Annotated in this window: 14 protein-coding genes; 5 read left to right on the top strand and 9 right to left on the bottom strand. The window is 44.7% G+C overall.

The window, feature by feature from the left end; genetic code table 11:
• Positions 1-3 precede the first annotated feature (3 nt).
• On the top strand, positions 4-375 hold the full coding sequence (locus VEJY3_RS04085) for a hypothetical protein (RefSeq protein ID WP_014231164.1): 372 nt from the start codon (positions 4-6) through the stop codon (positions 373-375).
• Between the two features lie 118 nt (positions 376-493).
• Here VEJY3_RS04085 and VEJY3_RS04080 read toward each other — a convergent pair whose 3' ends face one another.
• Entirely contained in the window at positions 494-1,087 is a 594-nt protein-coding gene (locus tag VEJY3_RS04080) for a VOC family protein (RefSeq protein WP_014231163.1), read from the bottom strand.
• Between the two features lie 274 nt (positions 1,088-1,361).
• Between VEJY3_RS04080 and argS the strand changes: the two genes are divergently transcribed.
• The gene (argS, locus tag VEJY3_RS04075) at positions 1,362-3,095 is read left to right on the top strand and encodes an arginine--tRNA ligase (RefSeq protein WP_014231162.1); all 1,734 of its coding nucleotides are present in this window, start codon (positions 1,362-1,364) and stop codon (positions 3,093-3,095) included.
• A 105-nt stretch (positions 3,096-3,200) separates the two neighbouring features.
• Positions 3,201-3,629 carry an HIT domain-containing protein gene (locus VEJY3_RS04070; RefSeq protein ID WP_014231161.1) on the top strand — a complete coding sequence of 143 codons (429 nt, stop codon included), beginning with the start codon at positions 3,201-3,203 and terminating at the stop codon, positions 3,627-3,629.
• 67 nt (positions 3,630-3,696) lie between these two features.
• Here the strand turns inward: VEJY3_RS04070 and VEJY3_RS04065 are convergent, their stop codons facing one another.
• From VEJY3_RS04065 to znuA, 5 genes are all read right to left on the bottom strand, one after another.
• The gene (locus VEJY3_RS04065) at positions 3,697-3,927 is read right to left on the bottom strand and encodes a FeoC-like transcriptional regulator (RefSeq protein ID WP_014231160.1); all 231 of its coding nucleotides are present in this window, start codon (positions 3,925-3,927) and stop codon (positions 3,697-3,699) included.
• Complete coding sequence (feoB, locus tag VEJY3_RS04060; protein WP_014231159.1) at positions 3,924-6,200, bottom strand: Fe(2+) transporter permease subunit FeoB; 2,277 nt, start codon at positions 6,198-6,200, stop codon at positions 3,924-3,926. The genes VEJY3_RS04065 and feoB overlap by 4 nt, the downstream gene beginning before the upstream one ends.
• Positions 6,200-6,427 (bottom strand): FeoA family protein, encoded by a 228-nt coding sequence (locus tag VEJY3_RS04055; RefSeq protein WP_014231158.1) that lies wholly within the window; start codon positions 6,425-6,427, stop codon positions 6,200-6,202. Before VEJY3_RS04055 ends, feoB begins: the two co-directional genes overlap by 1 nt.
• Positions 6,428-7,302: 875 nt before the next feature.
• Positions 7,303-10,665: a helix-turn-helix domain-containing protein gene (locus VEJY3_RS04050; protein WP_014231157.1), complete on the bottom strand. Its 3,363-nt coding sequence runs from the start codon at positions 10,663-10,665 to the stop codon at positions 7,303-7,305.
• Between the two features lie 201 nt (positions 10,666-10,866).
• Positions 10,867-11,745: a zinc ABC transporter substrate-binding protein ZnuA gene (gene znuA / locus VEJY3_RS04045; RefSeq protein WP_014231156.1), complete on the bottom strand. Its 879-nt coding sequence runs from the start codon at positions 11,743-11,745 to the stop codon at positions 10,867-10,869.
• 78 nt (positions 11,746-11,823) lie between these two features.
• Between znuA and znuC the strand changes: the two genes are divergently transcribed.
• Together znuC and znuB are read left to right on the top strand one after the other, a co-directional pair.
• Entirely contained in the window at positions 11,824-12,609 is a 786-nt protein-coding gene (gene znuC / locus VEJY3_RS04040; RefSeq protein ID WP_014231155.1) for a zinc ABC transporter ATP-binding protein ZnuC, read from the top strand.
• Positions 12,602-13,387, top strand: a complete 786-nt coding sequence (znuB, locus tag VEJY3_RS04035; protein ID WP_014231154.1) for a zinc ABC transporter permease subunit ZnuB — start codon at positions 12,602-12,604, stop codon at positions 13,385-13,387. The genes znuC and znuB overlap by 8 nt, the downstream gene beginning before the upstream one ends.
• A 127-nt stretch (positions 13,388-13,514) precedes the next feature.
• On the opposite strand, the gene sucD is transcribed toward znuB, so the two are convergent.
• The 3 genes from sucD to odhB form a co-directional block, all read right to left on the bottom strand.
• Complete coding sequence (gene sucD, locus VEJY3_RS04030) at positions 13,515-14,387, bottom strand: succinate--CoA ligase subunit alpha (RefSeq protein WP_014231153.1); 873 nt, start codon at positions 14,385-14,387, stop codon at positions 13,515-13,517.
• Complete coding sequence (gene sucC / locus VEJY3_RS04025) at positions 14,387-15,553, bottom strand: ADP-forming succinate--CoA ligase subunit beta (protein ID WP_014231152.1); 1,167 nt, start codon at positions 15,551-15,553, stop codon at positions 14,387-14,389. The genes sucD and sucC overlap by 1 nt, the downstream gene beginning before the upstream one ends.
• Before the next feature lie 194 nt (positions 15,554-15,747).
• The gene (gene odhB / locus VEJY3_RS04020; RefSeq protein ID WP_014231151.1) at positions 15,748-16,953 is read right to left on the bottom strand and encodes a 2-oxoglutarate dehydrogenase complex dihydrolipoyllysine-residue succinyltransferase; all 1,206 of its coding nucleotides are present in this window, start codon (positions 16,951-16,953) and stop codon (positions 15,748-15,750) included.
• Positions 16,954-16,981: the final 28 nt, after the last annotated feature.

The raw sequence follows: 16,981 nt of genomic DNA, 5'->3' as shown, positions 1-16,981 counted from the left end.
CAGATGAAATATGCATTCAAAACAGTACTGCTTGGCTTGAGCTCTATCGGCTTGGCCGCTTGCTCAGCGAATGCAGAGATGCAAGAAGGTCTCACATCTGAGCACCAAGCAATGATGGTTGAAGCTTACCGAGTGAGTGAGAGTACGATTTCATTTATCGCTGAGTCGACCGGCTGTAGTCAAAACGATGACTTTAGCCTGAGAGTGGAGCAAAATTCTCAAACAGAGGTTCTGGTCACCATCGTCAGAGACAAAATGGATCATTGTAAACGAATGCCGTTTTCAAAGACCTTCACATTACCTTTGGGCGAAGAGTTGCAAGGCAAAAAGCTTTCCATCTCAAACCCAACGGGTAAGTCACTGACTAAGAAATAATTCGCTAATTTAAAGGGAGCCTCAGCTCCCTTTTCATCTTCTACAACAGAGGAGATCACCAACGAACTTGTTGAGACGGCAGTAATAAGCCAACCTCTCAACTCTAACGTTCTTGCTTTTATGCTTCAGACTCGACAATCGCCTTTAGTGAATGCGGATGAAGTTTGATACACACCCCTTGGTATTTAAATGCCACCGTTGGGTTGTTGAGGCGTTCCCCTTCCCCTTTCGGACTCGATAATTTGGTTTTCACGCCAATCTCTGCCAACTTTTCAAACTGCGCACCGAAATCCGGGTAAGTGTGTCTTAGATCAGCGAGAAACTCATCCGCCGTATCCGCATGAGACGGGATGACAAACTCTACATGCTCCCAACCTTCTGTTGGGTAAATTTTACCTTCTGCCGGATACGGTAATTCCAAACACTCAATTTTCCAGCCCCGGCTTTCTAGCATGTTTTCAAACTCAATCACGATGATTGGACGGCCATTGATTTGCGCCTGAGAAATGACTTTACCGTACTGAACCCATGCCTGATGAGCTTGTTGCGCAGTTTGAGAGTCGTTGATACGCAACGCAATATGGTCAGCCTGAGCCAAACTCAAATCCAAGTGAAGCATTGAAGCCAGTTCTTCAATTTTTTCCACAAACGCGTCCAAGTCTTGGAGCATCAATTCGGGTGTTAAGCGTTTTTCTACTAATTCAGTCGTCATCGGTATTCTCTGAAAGGAGGATTTTGTCTTTTATAGAGTCGCAATAGTAAACCTAAAGCGCCTTATACCCAAATAGCTTCACTATGATGGGTTCAGCGAGGCAGGGCTTGTTTGGATGTCCATTTCCATTCAGTCGAAAAAGTATAAATTTCCCCAAATCCTCTCTGTATGAAAAGCAATAAAGTTGTTATCATTAGCGCCATTTTTGTGAACTCCAACAGAACTCGACTCCGATTATAACGGGTTCTTAGTCCTCGAATTGAAGGAAACTCGTGTGAATATCCAAGCACTTATTAATGACAAAGTATCTCAGGCTCTAGAAGCCGCTGGCGCACCTGCAGGCAGCCCTGCAGCCGTTCGTCAATCAGCAAAGCCACAATTTGGTGACTACCAAGCAAACGGCGTAATGGGCGTTGCTAAAAAACTGGGTACTAACCCACGAGAATTTGCACAGAAAGTACTGGATGTTCTAGACCTTGACGGCATCGCGAGCAAAACAGAAATCGCTGGCCCTGGTTTTATCAACATTTTCCTAAGCGAAGAGTTCTTGGCGAAACAAGCGGATGCAGCACTAGCAGATTCACGTCTGGGTGTAGCAGAAGAAGAAGCGCAAACTATCGTCGCTGACTACTCGGCTCCAAACGTTGCAAAAGAAATGCACGTTGGTCACCTGCGTTCAACCATCATTGGTGACGCTGTTGTACGTACTCTTGAGTTCTTAGGTCATAAAGTGATTCGTGCGAACCACATCGGTGACTGGGGTACTCAGTTCGGTATGCTTATCGCTAACCTTGAGCGTGTACAACAAGAGTCTGGCGAAGTGTCTATGGAGTTGGCTGACCTTGAAGCCTTCTACCGCGAATCTAAAAAGCTTTATGATGAAGACGAAGAGTTCGCAGTTAAAGCGCGCAACTACGTGGTGAAACTACAAAGCGGCGACGAGTTCTGCGCAGAAATGTGGAAGAAACTGGTTGACGTAACCATGATCCAAAACCAACGCAACTACGACCGTCTAAACGTTTCACTAACTCGTGAAGACGTTATGGGTGAGAGCATGTACAACGACATGCTACCTAAGATTGTTGCAGACCTAAAAGAGCAAGGTCTTGCGGTTGAAGATGACGGCGCGCAAGTTGTTTTCCTAGACGAGTACAAGAACAAAGACGGTGAGCCGATGGGCGTTATCGTTCAAAAACGCGATGGCGGCTTCCTGTACACCACAACAGATATCGCATGTGCGAAATACCGTTACGAAGAACTGGGCGCGAACCGCGTACTTTACTTCATTGACTCTCGTCAGCACCAACATCTAATGCAGGCTTGGACTATTGTTCGTAAAGCTGGTTACGTGCCTGAGTCAGTTTCTCTTGAGCACCACGCATTCGGTATGATGCTAGGTAAAGATGGTAAGCCATTCAAGACTCGTGCGGGCGGTACAGTACGTTTAGCGGACCTTCTTGATGAAGCAGAAGTTCGTGCAGCGCAGCTGATCGAATCTAAGAACCCAGAGCTAGATGCAGAAGAGAAAGAGAAGATCTCTAAAACAGTTGCGATGGCAGCAGTTAAATACTCAGACCTTTCTAAGCACCGTACGACTGACTACGTGTTTGACTGGGATAACATGCTTGCGTTCGAAGGCAATACTGCACCATACATGCAGTATGCATACACTCGTGTTGCTTCTATCTTTGCAAAAGCAGGGGTTGCCATGGATGACCTTCAAGGTGATATCCAGGTTACTGACGAGAAAGAAAAAGCGCTCATCGCAAAACTTCTACAGTTCGAAGAAGCGGTTCAATCTGTCGCTCGCGAAGGTCAACCACACATTATGTGTAGCTACCTGTTTGAACTAGCTGGTCAGTTCTCAAGCTTCTACGAAGCGTGCCCTATCCTAGTTGCAGAAGACGAAGCCGTTAAACAAAGCCGTCTGAAGCTTGCTGCACTAACAGCGAAGACCATCAAGCAAGGTCTGTCTCTACTAGGTATCGAAACGCTAGAGCGCATGTAAGCGAATCTTAGCTAACGCTTAAAAACAAAGGCTGACGTGAGAGCGTCAGCCTTTTTGTTTATACTGAATTCAATCAATACAATTAAAAATGAATTGGAAAACAAAATGAGTTTTGAACTGCACCCTCAACTAGCAAAAGACACTACTGTTATTGGTCATTTTCCACTTTGCGTTGCTCTGCTACATAAAGATAATGCCGTACCTTGGGTAATTCTGGTTCCCAAGCGTGCAAACTTAAAAGAGTTGCACCACTTACCCATGCACGATCAGAGACAGTTCTTGTTAGAGTCTCAGGCGGTGAGCCAAGCTCTTGAAGCGACATTCCTTCCAGACAAGCTCAACATGGGAGCACTGGGTAACATGGTGCCTCAACTGCATATTCATCATATCGCACGCTTTAAAGATGACGTCGCTTGGCCCGGGCCTGTGTGGGGCAACACCAAAGGTGAGTTCCGCAGTGACGAAGAGCAAGATGAAGTCCTTGGGCGCATTCAGAATGTATTGTCACTCAGTTCTATTTTCCAAAAAGTATAGATCTGGCGCAGACTCCAGAGACGAAAAAGCCGCCCGTTAATATGGCGGCTTCTTTATGTCCGACGGTTTACATCGTCACTGTCAGTGATAGTCCATCTTGCCGCGTCACCGCATAACGCACGCGAGTCACATGATGCGCTTTATTGGTGTCAACCAAACGGGTAATACGACCTTTGTTAATCCACACACTCAGCATTGCGTCGGCGCCATCTTCACTCATACCAAACTGCTTTGCCAACTCTGACTGCGACACCGCGCCGTTATCTTCAATATATTGATAAAGCTGTTTTAAGATCATGCCACTTGTGCCTCCAGAGAACCTTGCTGTTTCTTACCAATGCGCTTAAAGACACGATAAGTAGCAAAGAAAATCGCCACGATCACTGCCATCCATACCCCACTGGTAATAGGACTGTCCGCAAAGTGCATCATTTGATGATAGAAAGTCGCCGCCAGATAAGCTAACCCCATCGTCCACACCGCAATAAAGCGTGCAAAGTTGCTACCAAATTCACGCACATACGCCCCCATTGCAGCAACACATGGCGTGTACAGCAGAATGAAGATTAAGTATGCAAATGCAGCATGGCCAGAAACAAACTGAGATTTAATGTTGCCAAAAATAGAGGCATCAATTTCTTGCTCTTCTGCTACCGCATATGAATCGGTTAAGTCACCAACCTCGATGCCTAATGGATCTGAGTAACTAAGACCGGCAAGGTTCTCAGGTATACTCATGACCGCTTCTTCTAAGCTACCTATTAGGTCGTATTCCGCTTCGTCGCCGTCAGTCGGCGTGGTGTATAAGCTGTTCAGCGTACCGACTACGGCCTCTTTCGCGAAGATACCAGTAATAATACCCACTGTCGCAGGCCAGTTATCCTTTTCGATACCAATTGGCGCAAACACGGGGGTGACAACCTGTGACGCTTTTGAAAGTACAGATTTCTCGCTATCTTCATTACCAAAGCTGCCATCAGTACCAAGTGAGTTTAGGAAGCTAAGCAGCGCCACCACAATAACAATGGTTTTACCTGCCCCGAGTACAAAACGCTTGAGCTTTTGCCAGGTTTTAATCACAACATTCTGCAGTGTCGGTAGCTCATAATTAGGTATTTCCATGACAAAGCTGTCACTGCTACCCGGGTAAAGGGTATTTTTAAGGAACAGGCCGGTGAAAATGGCAGCCACAATACCAAGCAGGTAAAGCGCAAATACAACGTTTTGACCTGAATCAGGGAAGAACGCTGCTGCAAACAATGCGTAAACAGGTAGGCGAGCACCACAAGACATAAACGGAACCATGGATGCTGCCAGCTTACGTTCACGTTCTTGATCAAGAGTTCGGGTAGCCATAATAGACGGGACATTACAGCCAAACCCTAAAACAAGCGGTACAAAGGCTTTACCTGGCAAGCCGATTTTCTGCATCACTTTATCCAGAACAAACGCCGCGCGAGCCATGTAACCAGAGCTTTCTAGTACTGCGAGGAATAAATATAGACAAGCAATGACTGGAATAAAGGTAGCGACCGTTTGAATACCACCACCAATACCATCTGCAAGCACAGTCACTAGCCATACAGGTAAGTGATCATCAAGTAGGTAATGGCCACCATCAACCAGTAACGCACCGACTCCGATATCAAAGAAGTCAATAAATGCGCTGCCGATATTAATCGAGAACATAAACATCAAATACATGACAGCAAAGAAAAACGGAATACCTATCCACTTATTTAAGATAAATTGGTCTAGCTTTTCTGTCACACTGCGACTAAGTTTGCCCTCACTACGGCGAATCTTCTTACACTTTTCATGCAAATGCGTATATTTGATATCCGCAACATGTAAATCAATATCCAGATCAAGCTTTGCAATCGACTCTAAAACCGTGCTTCTATCACTTTCTGAAAGACTGTTTAGAACCAGGGTGTCTTTTTCTAAGGCGCGAATAGCAAGCGCACGATGAGAGACGGTTTGATCACTAAAAAGCATCGAAACTTTTTCAATCGCCGCTTCCATTTGTTGACCATAGTTCAACGACATCTCTTTAAGCGCAACACCCTGAATGATGGATTTGTGCAATCGTTCTTTAAATTCTGCGACTTGTTTTTTGTCCGTCGCCGACAAACTGAGAACCGGGCACCCCAATGTCTTCTCTAACTCGGCCACGTTAATTACTTGACGTTCGCGCTTTAGCGCATCCATCTTGTTCAGAACGACAATCATCGGACGACCAAGCTCGCGAAGCTGCAGCGTCATGTATAGACTGCGCTCCAAACTTGTGGCGTCGACAACATTGATGATCAAATCTGCTGGATGAGTTAGTACCGCACGTGAAGCAATTGATTCATCGATACTGTTGCTATCATTTCCGCTGTCTAATGAGTAAATGCCAGGAAGGTCTGTAAGCAAAAACTGGTCACCGGCATGTTTAAATTGACCCGTCTTTTTCTCGACAGTCACACCAGCCCAGTTACCGACCTGTTGCTTTGCGCCTGTTAAACCATTAAAAAGAGTCGTTTTGCCACTATTAGGATTACCTACCGTAAGTACTTGATACTGCATTACACCCTCTCCACTTCGATTTTTTGAGCAATCGTCTCTCTTACTGCAACAGACACACCACGAACTTCAACTTGTAATGGGTCACCCATTGGAGCGCGCCTAATAACTTTGACTACTGTGTTAGGCAATAGCCCCATTACCATTAGCTTTTTTCTTACGTCAGGTGAAAGACCATCTAATAAACGAATAGTCACCGAATCGCCGGGTATAATTTCTGATAGCTTCATTATGGCTCCAACATGATTATTGCTAATGATAAATATTTTCATTTAATAAATTGATGCTGCAATATTACTCCTATGTCTCCATTGATTTATTGTGTGAAATCAAAGTTACCATAATTGTTGTCACCCTCCTTTAAACGTCAACTTCGTCAAGTTTGGACACGTCAATTTCGTCAAAACTATCTTTATTGGCGTTTTTTATCTTTATCCGAACGATAAGAATCAAAGCTGAAAATATAATTATTTCTTATATATCATAAACTTAAATTAATCACCCAAATATTGTCGCTTTTTTCACATTAATGTGTCGTTATTTTTATAAGAAAAATAAGTAACCCCTCGTATAGTTAACTCATCGAGAGGGCGACCTCTCAAATGTATTCCAGAGGTGGCATGTCTCATGCCACTCCGGCAGCAAGCGAAGGTGTCCTTGACACCCGTGGTATAGTCCCCCCGGCTATACCACGATATTTTTTTTCATTGTTCCCTCCCTATTAAACCACTACTCAAACCACACATTTACTTCCCTAATCGATATAGCTTTACACTAATAGACAAAGACACACGTTAGCTTTAGACATGTCAGCAACTTAAATAATCTGGCACTAACCAAGTGAGCGTTGGAAAGCGTAATGACACAATAATGTCTCTTTCTAAGACAACACCATCCAACGACGACTGCATGATGCCAAGCCGTGAAGACGTTGAGTTGAATTACTAGATAGGGAGAAGCGCTGAGCTTAAAAAAGAAAAATGGGGACAGTTCTGAGAGGCAAAAATTAGCTTTAATTTTCGCCAGAAAAGAACCGAGAGATAAATATCGGCCACTTAACTCAGAGAGCTATCGGGAGCCAAAACGGCAAGTAGCATGACGTGACTTATTGGTTCTCTTGAGTCAGTGCAAACTTAGAAGGAGGCAAGCCAAAATATAATCTGAACTTCTGGCTAAAGTAAGACGGGTCGTTGAAACCACAATTAAATGCAACTTCACTGATTTTCTCTCCGGCGAGTAGCTGCTCACAGGCGGTTTCTAAGCGTACTTCTGTTAGATAATCTTTTAACGTTCTTGACGAGGCTGATTTGAAACGCCTTTGCAAACTGCGTTCCGACATAAATAACATTTTTGCCGCAGATGCAGTACCGAACTCAGCATCGTGGTAATGCTCAGCCACAAGCTGGTAAACCTTTTGCAACCACTCATCTTCCGGGCTAACTAAGTCTTCAAGCTCTTTATCTGGCGCAAACTCTGATAAAGGCTCATCTACATGACTAAGCTCTTGAGCGACTGGCCATGTGATCTCAATTTTGTTCTGCGACTCGGAAGTAAATACCGCTAAATGCCCCCCACTCTCACTGACTAATTGTGAGATGCTGTCTATTCCCAGATCGTTAGCATTCCCACTTGAAGCCCGACTTAACGATACCTTGTTCGTCAATTGGCTACCGTAGTCTATAAAATTTAACCATACCGATTCACTTCCTTCAGACAGCATGATTTTGACCGTTTGTCCGCGATATGAACGCTTAATGATATTGGCAAAAATACTGTTAAAAATGACGTCTAGGTTGAAGCTCTCCAGAGCGATTCTACTCGATTTGTTTTCGTCAATAATCTCAACCAGGATACCCGCTTTCGAAAAGTCTTCTTTCCATACATCCACTACAGATTGGGTTATTTGGCTCAAATTGTAGTTTTGGCTGCCGCCACAAGATTCATCCGGAACACTTCTCAATTCATTTAATTGCCAATAGGCTTTAGCAAAATGATCTTGCGTTAGCGCATCAATTGCCTGGGGATATTTAGAAGCAAGATGATCAACGCTTGATTTGATTGATTGAGCAACATGATCAACCAACAGGTTTCTCACTTGGATCTGCTTGCGAAGTTGTTGGTTGCTGGCGAGCAGTACACGGCTTTGGTGTCTGAGCTGATTGGTTTTGAGAGTAACTTGTGCGGCCAACGCCCGATTGACTTGAACCATATAGCGAGAGCGCCAATACGTGAGTAAACCCATAATAATGAGCGTAGCCGCTAGGAAAGCAAATATCGCCAGAGAAGATAAATACCATGGTTGCTTTACCTTAAAGCGAGACTCTAATCCAATCAGACCCGCAGCAACTTGAGACTGGCTACTTACCTGAAGATGATACTCGCCAGAATTAAGGTGTTCTAAGGTAAGTTGTCCGCCTTCCAATGTTTGCCAAGGCTCACCATCACTCAATCGATAATACAAGTTTTGGCTATCGGGCCTTGGCATGGTGCCAAAGCGGAAGCTTAATGATGAGCCATAAGGTAATTCAACGCCATCAAGGTTGGCACTTCCTACCTGAATAACTTCATTTTCATGCACTACCTGGCTAACGATAAACGTGGACTCAGGGGCGTTGGAGACCCTCAGAGTTGAGGCTTTGGCTTTGACCAGACCATACTTCGAGCCAAGCACTAGCTCGCTATCCTGATCTCCCTGTATTACAGTACATATTCCTGGCAGAAACTCATTGTTTATCAAACCGGATGAAGAAGAGAAATGCTTTACCAACTCTCCAGAAAGATGGTAGTAGCTCAGCCCGACAGACGAAGCAAGCCAGACACCTTGAGCGTCACCGATCATGCAGGCAGGTTTGGCATTAGAAACACTCAACTCTACAACTTGCTCTGAATCACCGACATTAACCGTTTTAAATAAACCATAAGACGAAGCAAACCAAAGGTTTCCGTCAGCAGCAGTTAGAATATCTAGAGATTCACCGAATTTTTCCGAGAAACGCTTAAAGCGAATTTGTTCATTGTCATATTCATAAACACCGTGATCAGTACCAATCAATAATCGATCTTGCGTATCGTACAAGCTTGTTATTTTTGCAGGTAAGTACTGGCTAACCAACCATTCACTGCCTAGATTCCTTACCCGTTGATTGGCGATATCAACGTTATACAATTGATAGCCGCTCGCAACCCAAAGACGTGAAGCATCATCAGCAGCAAGGTGTTCAACCGCATGTCCTGCCATTACTTGTAAGTAAGGAAAAGAGAGCTCTTTTAAACCATCAAGATCGAATACTTTCAACCCTTCTGAGGTTGCGAGCCAAAGCAATCCTTCTTGAAACACGAGATCATTGATTGGAGTGTGAGACTCGAGGATTATTTCGTTTCCGTGCAATCCTCTCCGGTAGAGTTTGTAATCATCTGCAAACCACAAGGCACCATCAGGTCCCGTCACTGTTTTACGAATTCTTCCCGATAGTGTTTGTGAATCGTAACTACTGAAGGTAATTCGCTCAAACTTTTTACTGAACATGGAGTAGTAACGGATCCCCTGTCCCGTTGCTATCCACATCCCTCCCATGTTGTCACTCAACAGCGAGAAAATCTTATTACTGTCCAGCTCTAACTCTAGGAAACTCGAGGATTCAACTTCCGTCACCTCCCCAGTCAAAAAGGAATATAAGTACAACCCGTGCTCCGTCCCAACCCAATACTCTTGGTTGGTCTCAGCAAACGTTAATACATGTGACCCGCCGACTTGGGTAACTTGCTTATTCGGCTCATTGATATTGAAAACCAACGCTCCCCGAAGCGTCCCAACCAATATTTCCCGTCGTGTAGGAGAGTAGTAGATTTTTTCAATGTAGTTCTGACCAGATTCAGCGACATGATCAAAGGCGTTTCCTTCAGACAGATAGAAGCCCGAAGTCGTGGCAAGTGCCCATTTATTTTCTATAAAAATCGCATCATTAATATAGACGTAACTGTTGTTACTATGATGATAAAGATGGAGTAATGAATACGTTTTTAACTCACTGGTTTCTATATGGTAAGTATAAAAGTGTGCACCATCACTAACCCAGATATAGTGGTTAGAAGCGCCGATCTTTCTGATTTGGGAGCCGGGGTTAAGGCTGAACACCAAACGCCGCTCTTGATTTGGATAGGTTTGGTAGACTTCATTCTCAACGAAAGTCCAAAACGCACCTTTATTGTAGGCAAGTTGCTTGACAGGGCTCTTCAAAAAACTGCCTGATTTAGGAAGTATATTCTGGCCATCATAGAATAAAACGCGTCCATGCACGTCGTGTATCCAAAGGCCACCTTGCTCGCCTAAATACAAATTTTCCGCCGCAACAAAAGTCCCCTTAACCTGCGTAGGCAAAGGGTAAAAAATCGCATTGGCTTTATTAAACGCAAATGCATGACATGAAATAACGGCTCCAACGAGTAATAGAGCCAGATAGCGTAGCAAGACGAAACCTTTAATATCTATATTTATGCCGACTCGTCACATTTCATGTCTTCCTCGACATGGTTATTTCGAGTCGCTAATTATTGGATAATAATATCTCAATTGGCTGTTGATAAAAGGCTCGCCTTACCAAAGGTTGCAATTCTTACTGCTGGATCACGTAAAAAAAGAAAATTCCCACAGAGAATAACAACCCTATAACTATTTGTTGCCTAAACACTGCTCGAAGCTATCTGCCATACCTGACAGAAAAGTGAAGTAACTTCCCGGTTTAGATTCAACTGAGCTGCCTAACGGATCTAACTCACCTTTAGCCACATTACTGCCACGCATTACGCTTTCAACGACTGCTGGGGTAAATTGTGGTTCCGAGAACACACAGGCAACATCTCCAGAACTGAGCGCTTTACGTATTTCAATCAATGTTTTCGCACCTGGCTTACGGTCTGGACTTACAGTAAAGGCACCAAGTTGATTCAGTTGATAGTGCTGTTCAAAGTAGCCATAAGCATCATGAAATACAAAGTAGCCTTTATCTTTTACTGTATTGAGCTTGCGCTTAATTTCACTATCCGTTGCGGCTAATTGCGCTTCAAAGTGAGAAAGGTTTTCTCTATATTTATTCGCGTTAGTAGAGTCAATCTCGATAAGCTTTTCCGCCAATGCGTTAGCGACTTGTTTGACTGGTTCAACGCCAAGCCAAAAATGCGGGTCGTAAGAGCCATGGTTATGCCCGTCGTGATCATGGTTGTCATGATCAAATTCACGTAATGCCAAATCCGGAATAGCACTGATTGTCATTGTATTTGCTTTTCCTGCCACGACTTTCTCAAGAAAAGGCTCTAAGTCATGTCCGTACCAAATGACCAGATCAGCTGAAGCGACTTTCTTCACATCTGAAGGACGCAGAGCGTAATCATGCGGGGAAGTATTTGACTGGAGCAATACCTCTGGCTCCGTCACGCCTTGGGTTAGCTCTGCCACCACCAATTGAATAGGTTTTATACTGGTAAGCACTGTCACCGCCTGCGCAGGTAACGTTAGCATTGCCGAAGCAATAAGAATTAAAGCTCTTTTCATAGTTTTACTTGGGATATCGAGTGGAAAGTGCAATAATGTTACATTATAACATTATTGATTTGCAAACGAGTTTCATTCATGTCCTCATTAGTCCATCTGGAACACTTATGCGTCGAGTTCGATGAGCGCAAAGTTCTGGACAACATCAGCATGGAATTAACCAAGGGTAAAATAACGACCCTGATTGGCCCCAACGGCGCTGGGAAATCAACTCTAGTAAAAGTCATTTTAGGGCTCCAGAAGCCAACTAGTGGGAAATTATCTAAAAAAAAGAAATTAAAAATTGGTTACGTCCCACAAAAGTTAAAGCTCAATGACTCTTTACCATTAAATGTCACTCGCTTTTTAAATTTGGCAGGCAAATACAGCAAGCAAGAGTGTATTGATGCACTGAGGCTTGTCGGCGCTGAGCACCTAATCAGCAGCAATATGCACAGTCTGTCTGGTGGTGAAAATCAGCGTGTCCTCCTCGCACGAGCTTTGCTTCAGCGTCCTGAGCTTCTTGTTCTTGATGAACCCGCTCAAGGTGTGGATATTCAGGGACAAATTGACCTGTATGATCTAATAGAGAGCATTCGTCACCGCTTTGATTGCGCTATTTTTATGGTTTCCCATGATTTGCATTTGGTGATGGCTAAAACTGATGATGTGATTTGCTTACATCACCACGTTTGCTGCTCCGGTTCTCCCGCAACAATTACCCAAGATCCATCTTACATCGCCTTATTTGGCAATGCGGGTAGAGAATCACTAGCCTTTTATCATCACGACCATCATCACCATCACGATCTGTCCGGTGATCCGGTTTCCGGTGATGCATCATCTTGCGCCAAGCATAACCATGGACACCATCACCATGATTGAGTTTCTGCTCCCTTCTATTCTTGCCGGTATTGGCATCGCAATTATCGCAGGGCCATTAGGCTCATTCGTCGTCTGGCGAAAAATGGCCTACTTTGGCGACACACTAGCCCACGCCTCTCTAATGGGTCTGGCGCTCGGTTTTTTGCTTAATGTGAACATTTACCTGGCTCTACTCGTGTGCTGTTTGGCTCTCGCCGTACTGCTGGTAACACTACAAAAGCAACAATTGGTCGCCACTGACACCTTACTTGGTATTCTGGCTCACAGCTCACTATCAGTAGGCTTAGTATCGGTTAGCTTTCTGGATAACGTGCGCGTTGACTTGATGAGTTACTTATTTGGTGATTTGCTCGCTGTTTCATTGCAGGACCTGATATTTATTTATGCGGGTGTTGTTGCCGTTAGTGCATGTTTATACATTTTCTGGCGCCCATTGCTATCGAGCACGGTCAGCGAAGAGCTTGCCGCAGTGGAAGGCGTGAATACCGATCTTGTGCGTCTGGTACTGATGTTGATGGTAGGCGTTGTGATTGCAGTGGGCATGAAGTTTGTTGGTGCATTGATCATGACATCACTGCTTATTATCCCAGCAGCAACGGCTCGAAAACTGTCTTCCACACCAGAACAGATGGCGCTGTTTGCCTCCATTATCGGTTCGATTTCTGTATTGATGGGGTTAAGCCTGTCCTGGCACTTTGACACACCAGCCGGCCCTTCCGTTGTGATAAGCGCAACTTCGCTGTTTATGCTAAGCCAAATCATCCAACGCAAAGTATAAGAATGTTGTCTGTTTGAGTTTGATTATTGCGAAGTTTCACTCGCTTTACTTGTCTTCATTCTTAACCAAACTCCACGATCAAAAAAGCCTGGCGATGCCAGGCTTTTGTATTCTAACAGGTTGGAATTTACCAGCCTGTTACTTCGCGTAGACCTTTACCGATCTCTGCTAGAGATTTAACTGTCTTAACGCCAGCTTCTTCTAGTGCAGCGAACTTGTCTTCAGCAGTACCTTTACCACCAGAGATGATCGCACCAGCGTGACCCATACGCTTACCAGGAGGCGCAGTTACACCAGCGATGTAAGAAACAACTGGCTTAGTCACGTTCTCTTTGATGAACGCTGCCGCTTCTTCTTCTGCTGTACCGCCGATTTCACCGATCATTACGATCGCTTCAGTTTCTGGGTCTTCTTGGAACAGTTTCAGGATGTCGATGAAGTTTGAACCTGGGATTGGGTCACCACCGATACCAACACACGTAGACTGACCGAAGCCTTCGTCTGTAGTTTGCTTAACTGCTTCGTAAGTAAGTGTACCAGAACGAGATACGATACCCACTTTACCTTTCTTGTGAATGTGACCAGGCATAATACCGATCTTACACTCATCAGGAGTGATAACACCCGGACAGTTAGGACCGATCATGCGAACGCCAGTTTCTTCTAGCTTCACTTTTACGTCGATCATATCTGTTGTAGGGATACCTTCCGTGATAGTTACGATTAGCTCGATACCTGCGTCAATCGCTTCTAGGATTGCATCTTTACAGAAAGGTGCTGGTACGTAGATTACTGTCGCTGTTGCGCCAGTTGCTTCTACTGCTTCGCGAACTGTGTTGAATACAGGTAGACCTAGGTGAGTTTGGCCGCCTTTACCTGGAGACACACCACCAACCATTTGCGTACCGTATGCGATAGCTTGCTCTGAGTGGAAAGTACCTTGACCACCAGTGAAACCCTGACAGATTACTTTAGTGTCTTTGTTAATTAATACAGACATTATTTAGCCTCCGCAGCAGCAACAACTTTCTGAGCAGCATCTGTTAGCGACTCAGCAGCAATGATATCAACATCAGAATTAGCAAGAACTTCGCGACCTAGGTCTGCGTTAGTACCTTCTAGACGAACAACAACTGGTACGTTTACACCTACCTCTTTAACCGCACCGATAATACCTTCTGCGATCATGTCACAACGTACGATACCACCGAAGATGTTTACTAGTACTGCTTTCACGTTGTCATCAGATAGGATGATCTTGAATGCTTCTGCAACACGTTCTTTAGTTGCACCGCCACCTACGTCTAGGAAGTTAGCAGGTTTGCCGCCGTGTAGGTTTACGATATCCATCGTACCCATTGCAAGGCCAGCACCGTTAACCATACAGCCAACGTTACCGTCTAGTGCTACGTAGTTCAGTTCCCACTGAGCTGCGTGCGCTTCACGCTCATCTTCTTGTGATGGATCGTGCATTTCACGAAGTTTAGGCTGACGGTATAGAGCGTTTGAGTCGATGTTGATTTTGCCGTCAAGACATAGCAGGTTGCCTTCGCCAGTAACAACAAGTGGGTTGATCTCTAGTAGAGCAAGGTCGTACTGAGCGAACATCGTGCCAAGACCCATGAAGATCTTAACGAATTGTTTGATTTGGTCACCTTCAAGACCAAGTTTGAACGCAAGCTCACGACCTTGGTAAGCTTGTGGGCCGACTAGTGGATCGATTGCTGCTTTGTGGATTAGCTCCGGAGTTTCTTCCGCAACTTTTTCGATTTCCACACCGCCTTCAGTAGAAGCCATGAAAACGATCTTACGGCTAGCACGGTCAACTACCGCACCTAGGTAAAGTTCGTTTGCAATGTTTGATGCTTCTTCAACAAGGATTTTTGTTACAGGCTGACCATTTGCATCTGTTTGGTAAGTTACTAGGTTCTTACCTAGCCACTTTTGCGCAAACTCTTTTACGCCATCTTTTGTATCGTGTAGCTCTACGCCGCCCGCTTTACCGCGGCCACCAGCGTGAACCTGACACTTAACGACTTTCTTAGCTGTACTAATACGGCCTGCTGCTTCAAAAGCTTCTTGTGGTGTATCACACGCGTAGCCTTCTGGCACAGGTAAACCGAATTCTGCAAACAGCTGTTTGGCTTGGTATTCATGCAAATTCATTTCGATATTCCGTTTGTTTTTTCCCAAAGGGATTTATTATTTCCATAACGCTGCAGTCTTGGCTGCTTGTACGTCTGTAGGGTCTTCTCAAATCAATCACTTAGTGATTCAGATGAAGGCCAGACGTCGAGCTAGTCTAGCCATTGAAATTTTTAACGTCTAGCTACGCAAGGCAACTAGACGTTTTAGCGATATTAAACGTCTAATAGGAGACGTGCTGGATCTTCTAGTAGCTCTTTAATGGTTACTAGGAAGCCAACTGACTCACGACCATCGATTAAACGGTGATCGTAAGATAGCGCTAGGTACATCATTGGCAGGATTTCAACCTTACCGTTCACAGCCATTGGACGCTCTTGGATTTTGTGCATACCAAGAATCGCCGATTGCGGTGGGTTGATGATAGGCGTAGACATTAGTGAACCGAACACACCACCGTTAGTGATAGTGAAGTTACCGCCCATTAGCTCATCTACTGTTAATTTGCCGTCACGACCTTTAATCGCTAGCTCTTTGATACCTTTTTCGATATCAGCAAAACCTAGCGTGTCACAGTCTTTCAGTACTGGAGTTACCAGACCACGTGGCGTAGATACCGCCATGCTGATGTCGAAGTAGTTGTGGTAAACGATATCATCGCCATCGATAGACGCGTTTACTTCTGGGTAACGTTTTAGCGCTTCAGTTACGGCTTTCACGTAGAAAGACATGAAGCCTAGACGTGTACCGTGACGCTCTTCGAACTGGTCTTTGTACTGCTTACGAAGATCCATGATTGGTTTCATGTTCACTTCGTTAAACGTCGTTAGCATCGCTGTGCTGTTTTTCGCTTCTAGAAGACGGTTAGCAACTGTCTTACGTAGGCGAGTCATCGGTACGCGTTTTTCACTACGTGCCGCTGCTGGAGCTTCAACTACTGGCGCTTCAGCTTTTGTTGCAGCTTTTGCGTTTGCTAGGTGCGCTTCAATATCTTCACGAGTGATACGACCGCCAACACCAGTGCCTTTCACTTGGCCAGCTTCTAGGTTGTGTTCAGCCAGAAGACGACGAACTGCTGGGCTTAGCGCATCATTGCTCTCTTCAGTAAGTGCCGCTTTGTGACGCTTATCTGGAGATGCTTGTGTACCTTCCGTTTTATCTGCTGTTGGTTCACCAGCAACTGCACCCGGCTTGATTTTAGCCAGAAGCTGCTTTGACAGTACCGTCGCACCTTCTAATTCAACAATAGCTTCTAAAACACCAGCTTCTGGAGCTGGCACTTCTAGTACTACTTTATCTGTTTCGATATCAACCAGTACTTCATCACGCTCAATAACGTCGCCTGGTTGTTTGTGCCATGTCGCAACGGTTGCATCTGCAACTGATTCAGGTAAATCTGGAACCAGAATTTCAATTGTCATATCTGTTTCTTCCTTTAACTTCTAGTTC

It is taken from the genome of Vibrio sp. EJY3 (assembly GCF_000241385.1).
In the GTDB taxonomy this organism is placed as follows: Bacteria; Pseudomonadota; Gammaproteobacteria; order Enterobacterales; family Vibrionaceae; genus Vibrio; species Vibrio natriegens.
The sequence above is the reverse complement of the archived record's forward strand: the minus strand, read 5'-3'. Positions and strand labels throughout refer to the sequence as shown.

Excerpts from the sequence above, each read along its gene's own strand:
- sucC (WP_014231152.1), bottom strand. The coding sequence starts at position 15,553 with ATGAATTTGCATGAATACCAAGCCAAACAGCTGTTTGCAGAATTCGGT.
- odhB (WP_014231151.1), bottom strand. The coding sequence starts at position 16,953 with ATGACAATTGAAATTCTGGTTCCAGATTTACCTGAATCAGTTGCAGAT.
- VEJY3_RS04085 (WP_014231164.1), top strand. The coding sequence starts at position 4 with ATGAAATATGCATTCAAAACAGTACTGCTTGGCTTGAGCTCTATCGGC.
- znuB (WP_014231154.1), top strand. The coding sequence starts at position 12,602 with ATGATTGAGTTTCTGCTCCCTTCTATTCTTGCCGGTATTGGCATCGCA.
- sucD (WP_014231153.1), bottom strand. The coding sequence starts at position 14,387 with ATGTCTGTATTAATTAACAAAGACACTAAAGTAATCTGTCAGGGTTTC.
- VEJY3_RS04070 (WP_014231161.1), top strand. The coding sequence starts at position 3,201 with ATGAGTTTTGAACTGCACCCTCAACTAGCAAAAGACACTACTGTTATT.
- znuC (WP_014231155.1), top strand. The coding sequence starts at position 11,824 with ATGTCCTCATTAGTCCATCTGGAACACTTATGCGTCGAGTTCGATGAG.
- VEJY3_RS04080 (WP_014231163.1), bottom strand. The coding sequence starts at position 1,087 with ATGACGACTGAATTAGTAGAAAAACGCTTAACACCCGAATTGATGCTC.
- feoB (WP_014231159.1), bottom strand. The coding sequence starts at position 6,200 with ATGCAGTATCAAGTACTTACGGTAGGTAATCCTAATAGTGGCAAAACG.
- VEJY3_RS04065 (WP_014231160.1), bottom strand. The coding sequence starts at position 3,927 with ATGATCTTAAAACAGCTTTATCAATATATTGAAGATAACGGCGCGGTG.
- VEJY3_RS04055 (WP_014231158.1), bottom strand. The coding sequence starts at position 6,427 with ATGAAGCTATCAGAAATTATACCCGGCGATTCGGTGACTATTCGTTTA.
- znuA (WP_014231156.1), bottom strand. The coding sequence starts at position 11,745 with ATGAAAAGAGCTTTAATTCTTATTGCTTCGGCAATGCTAACGTTACCT.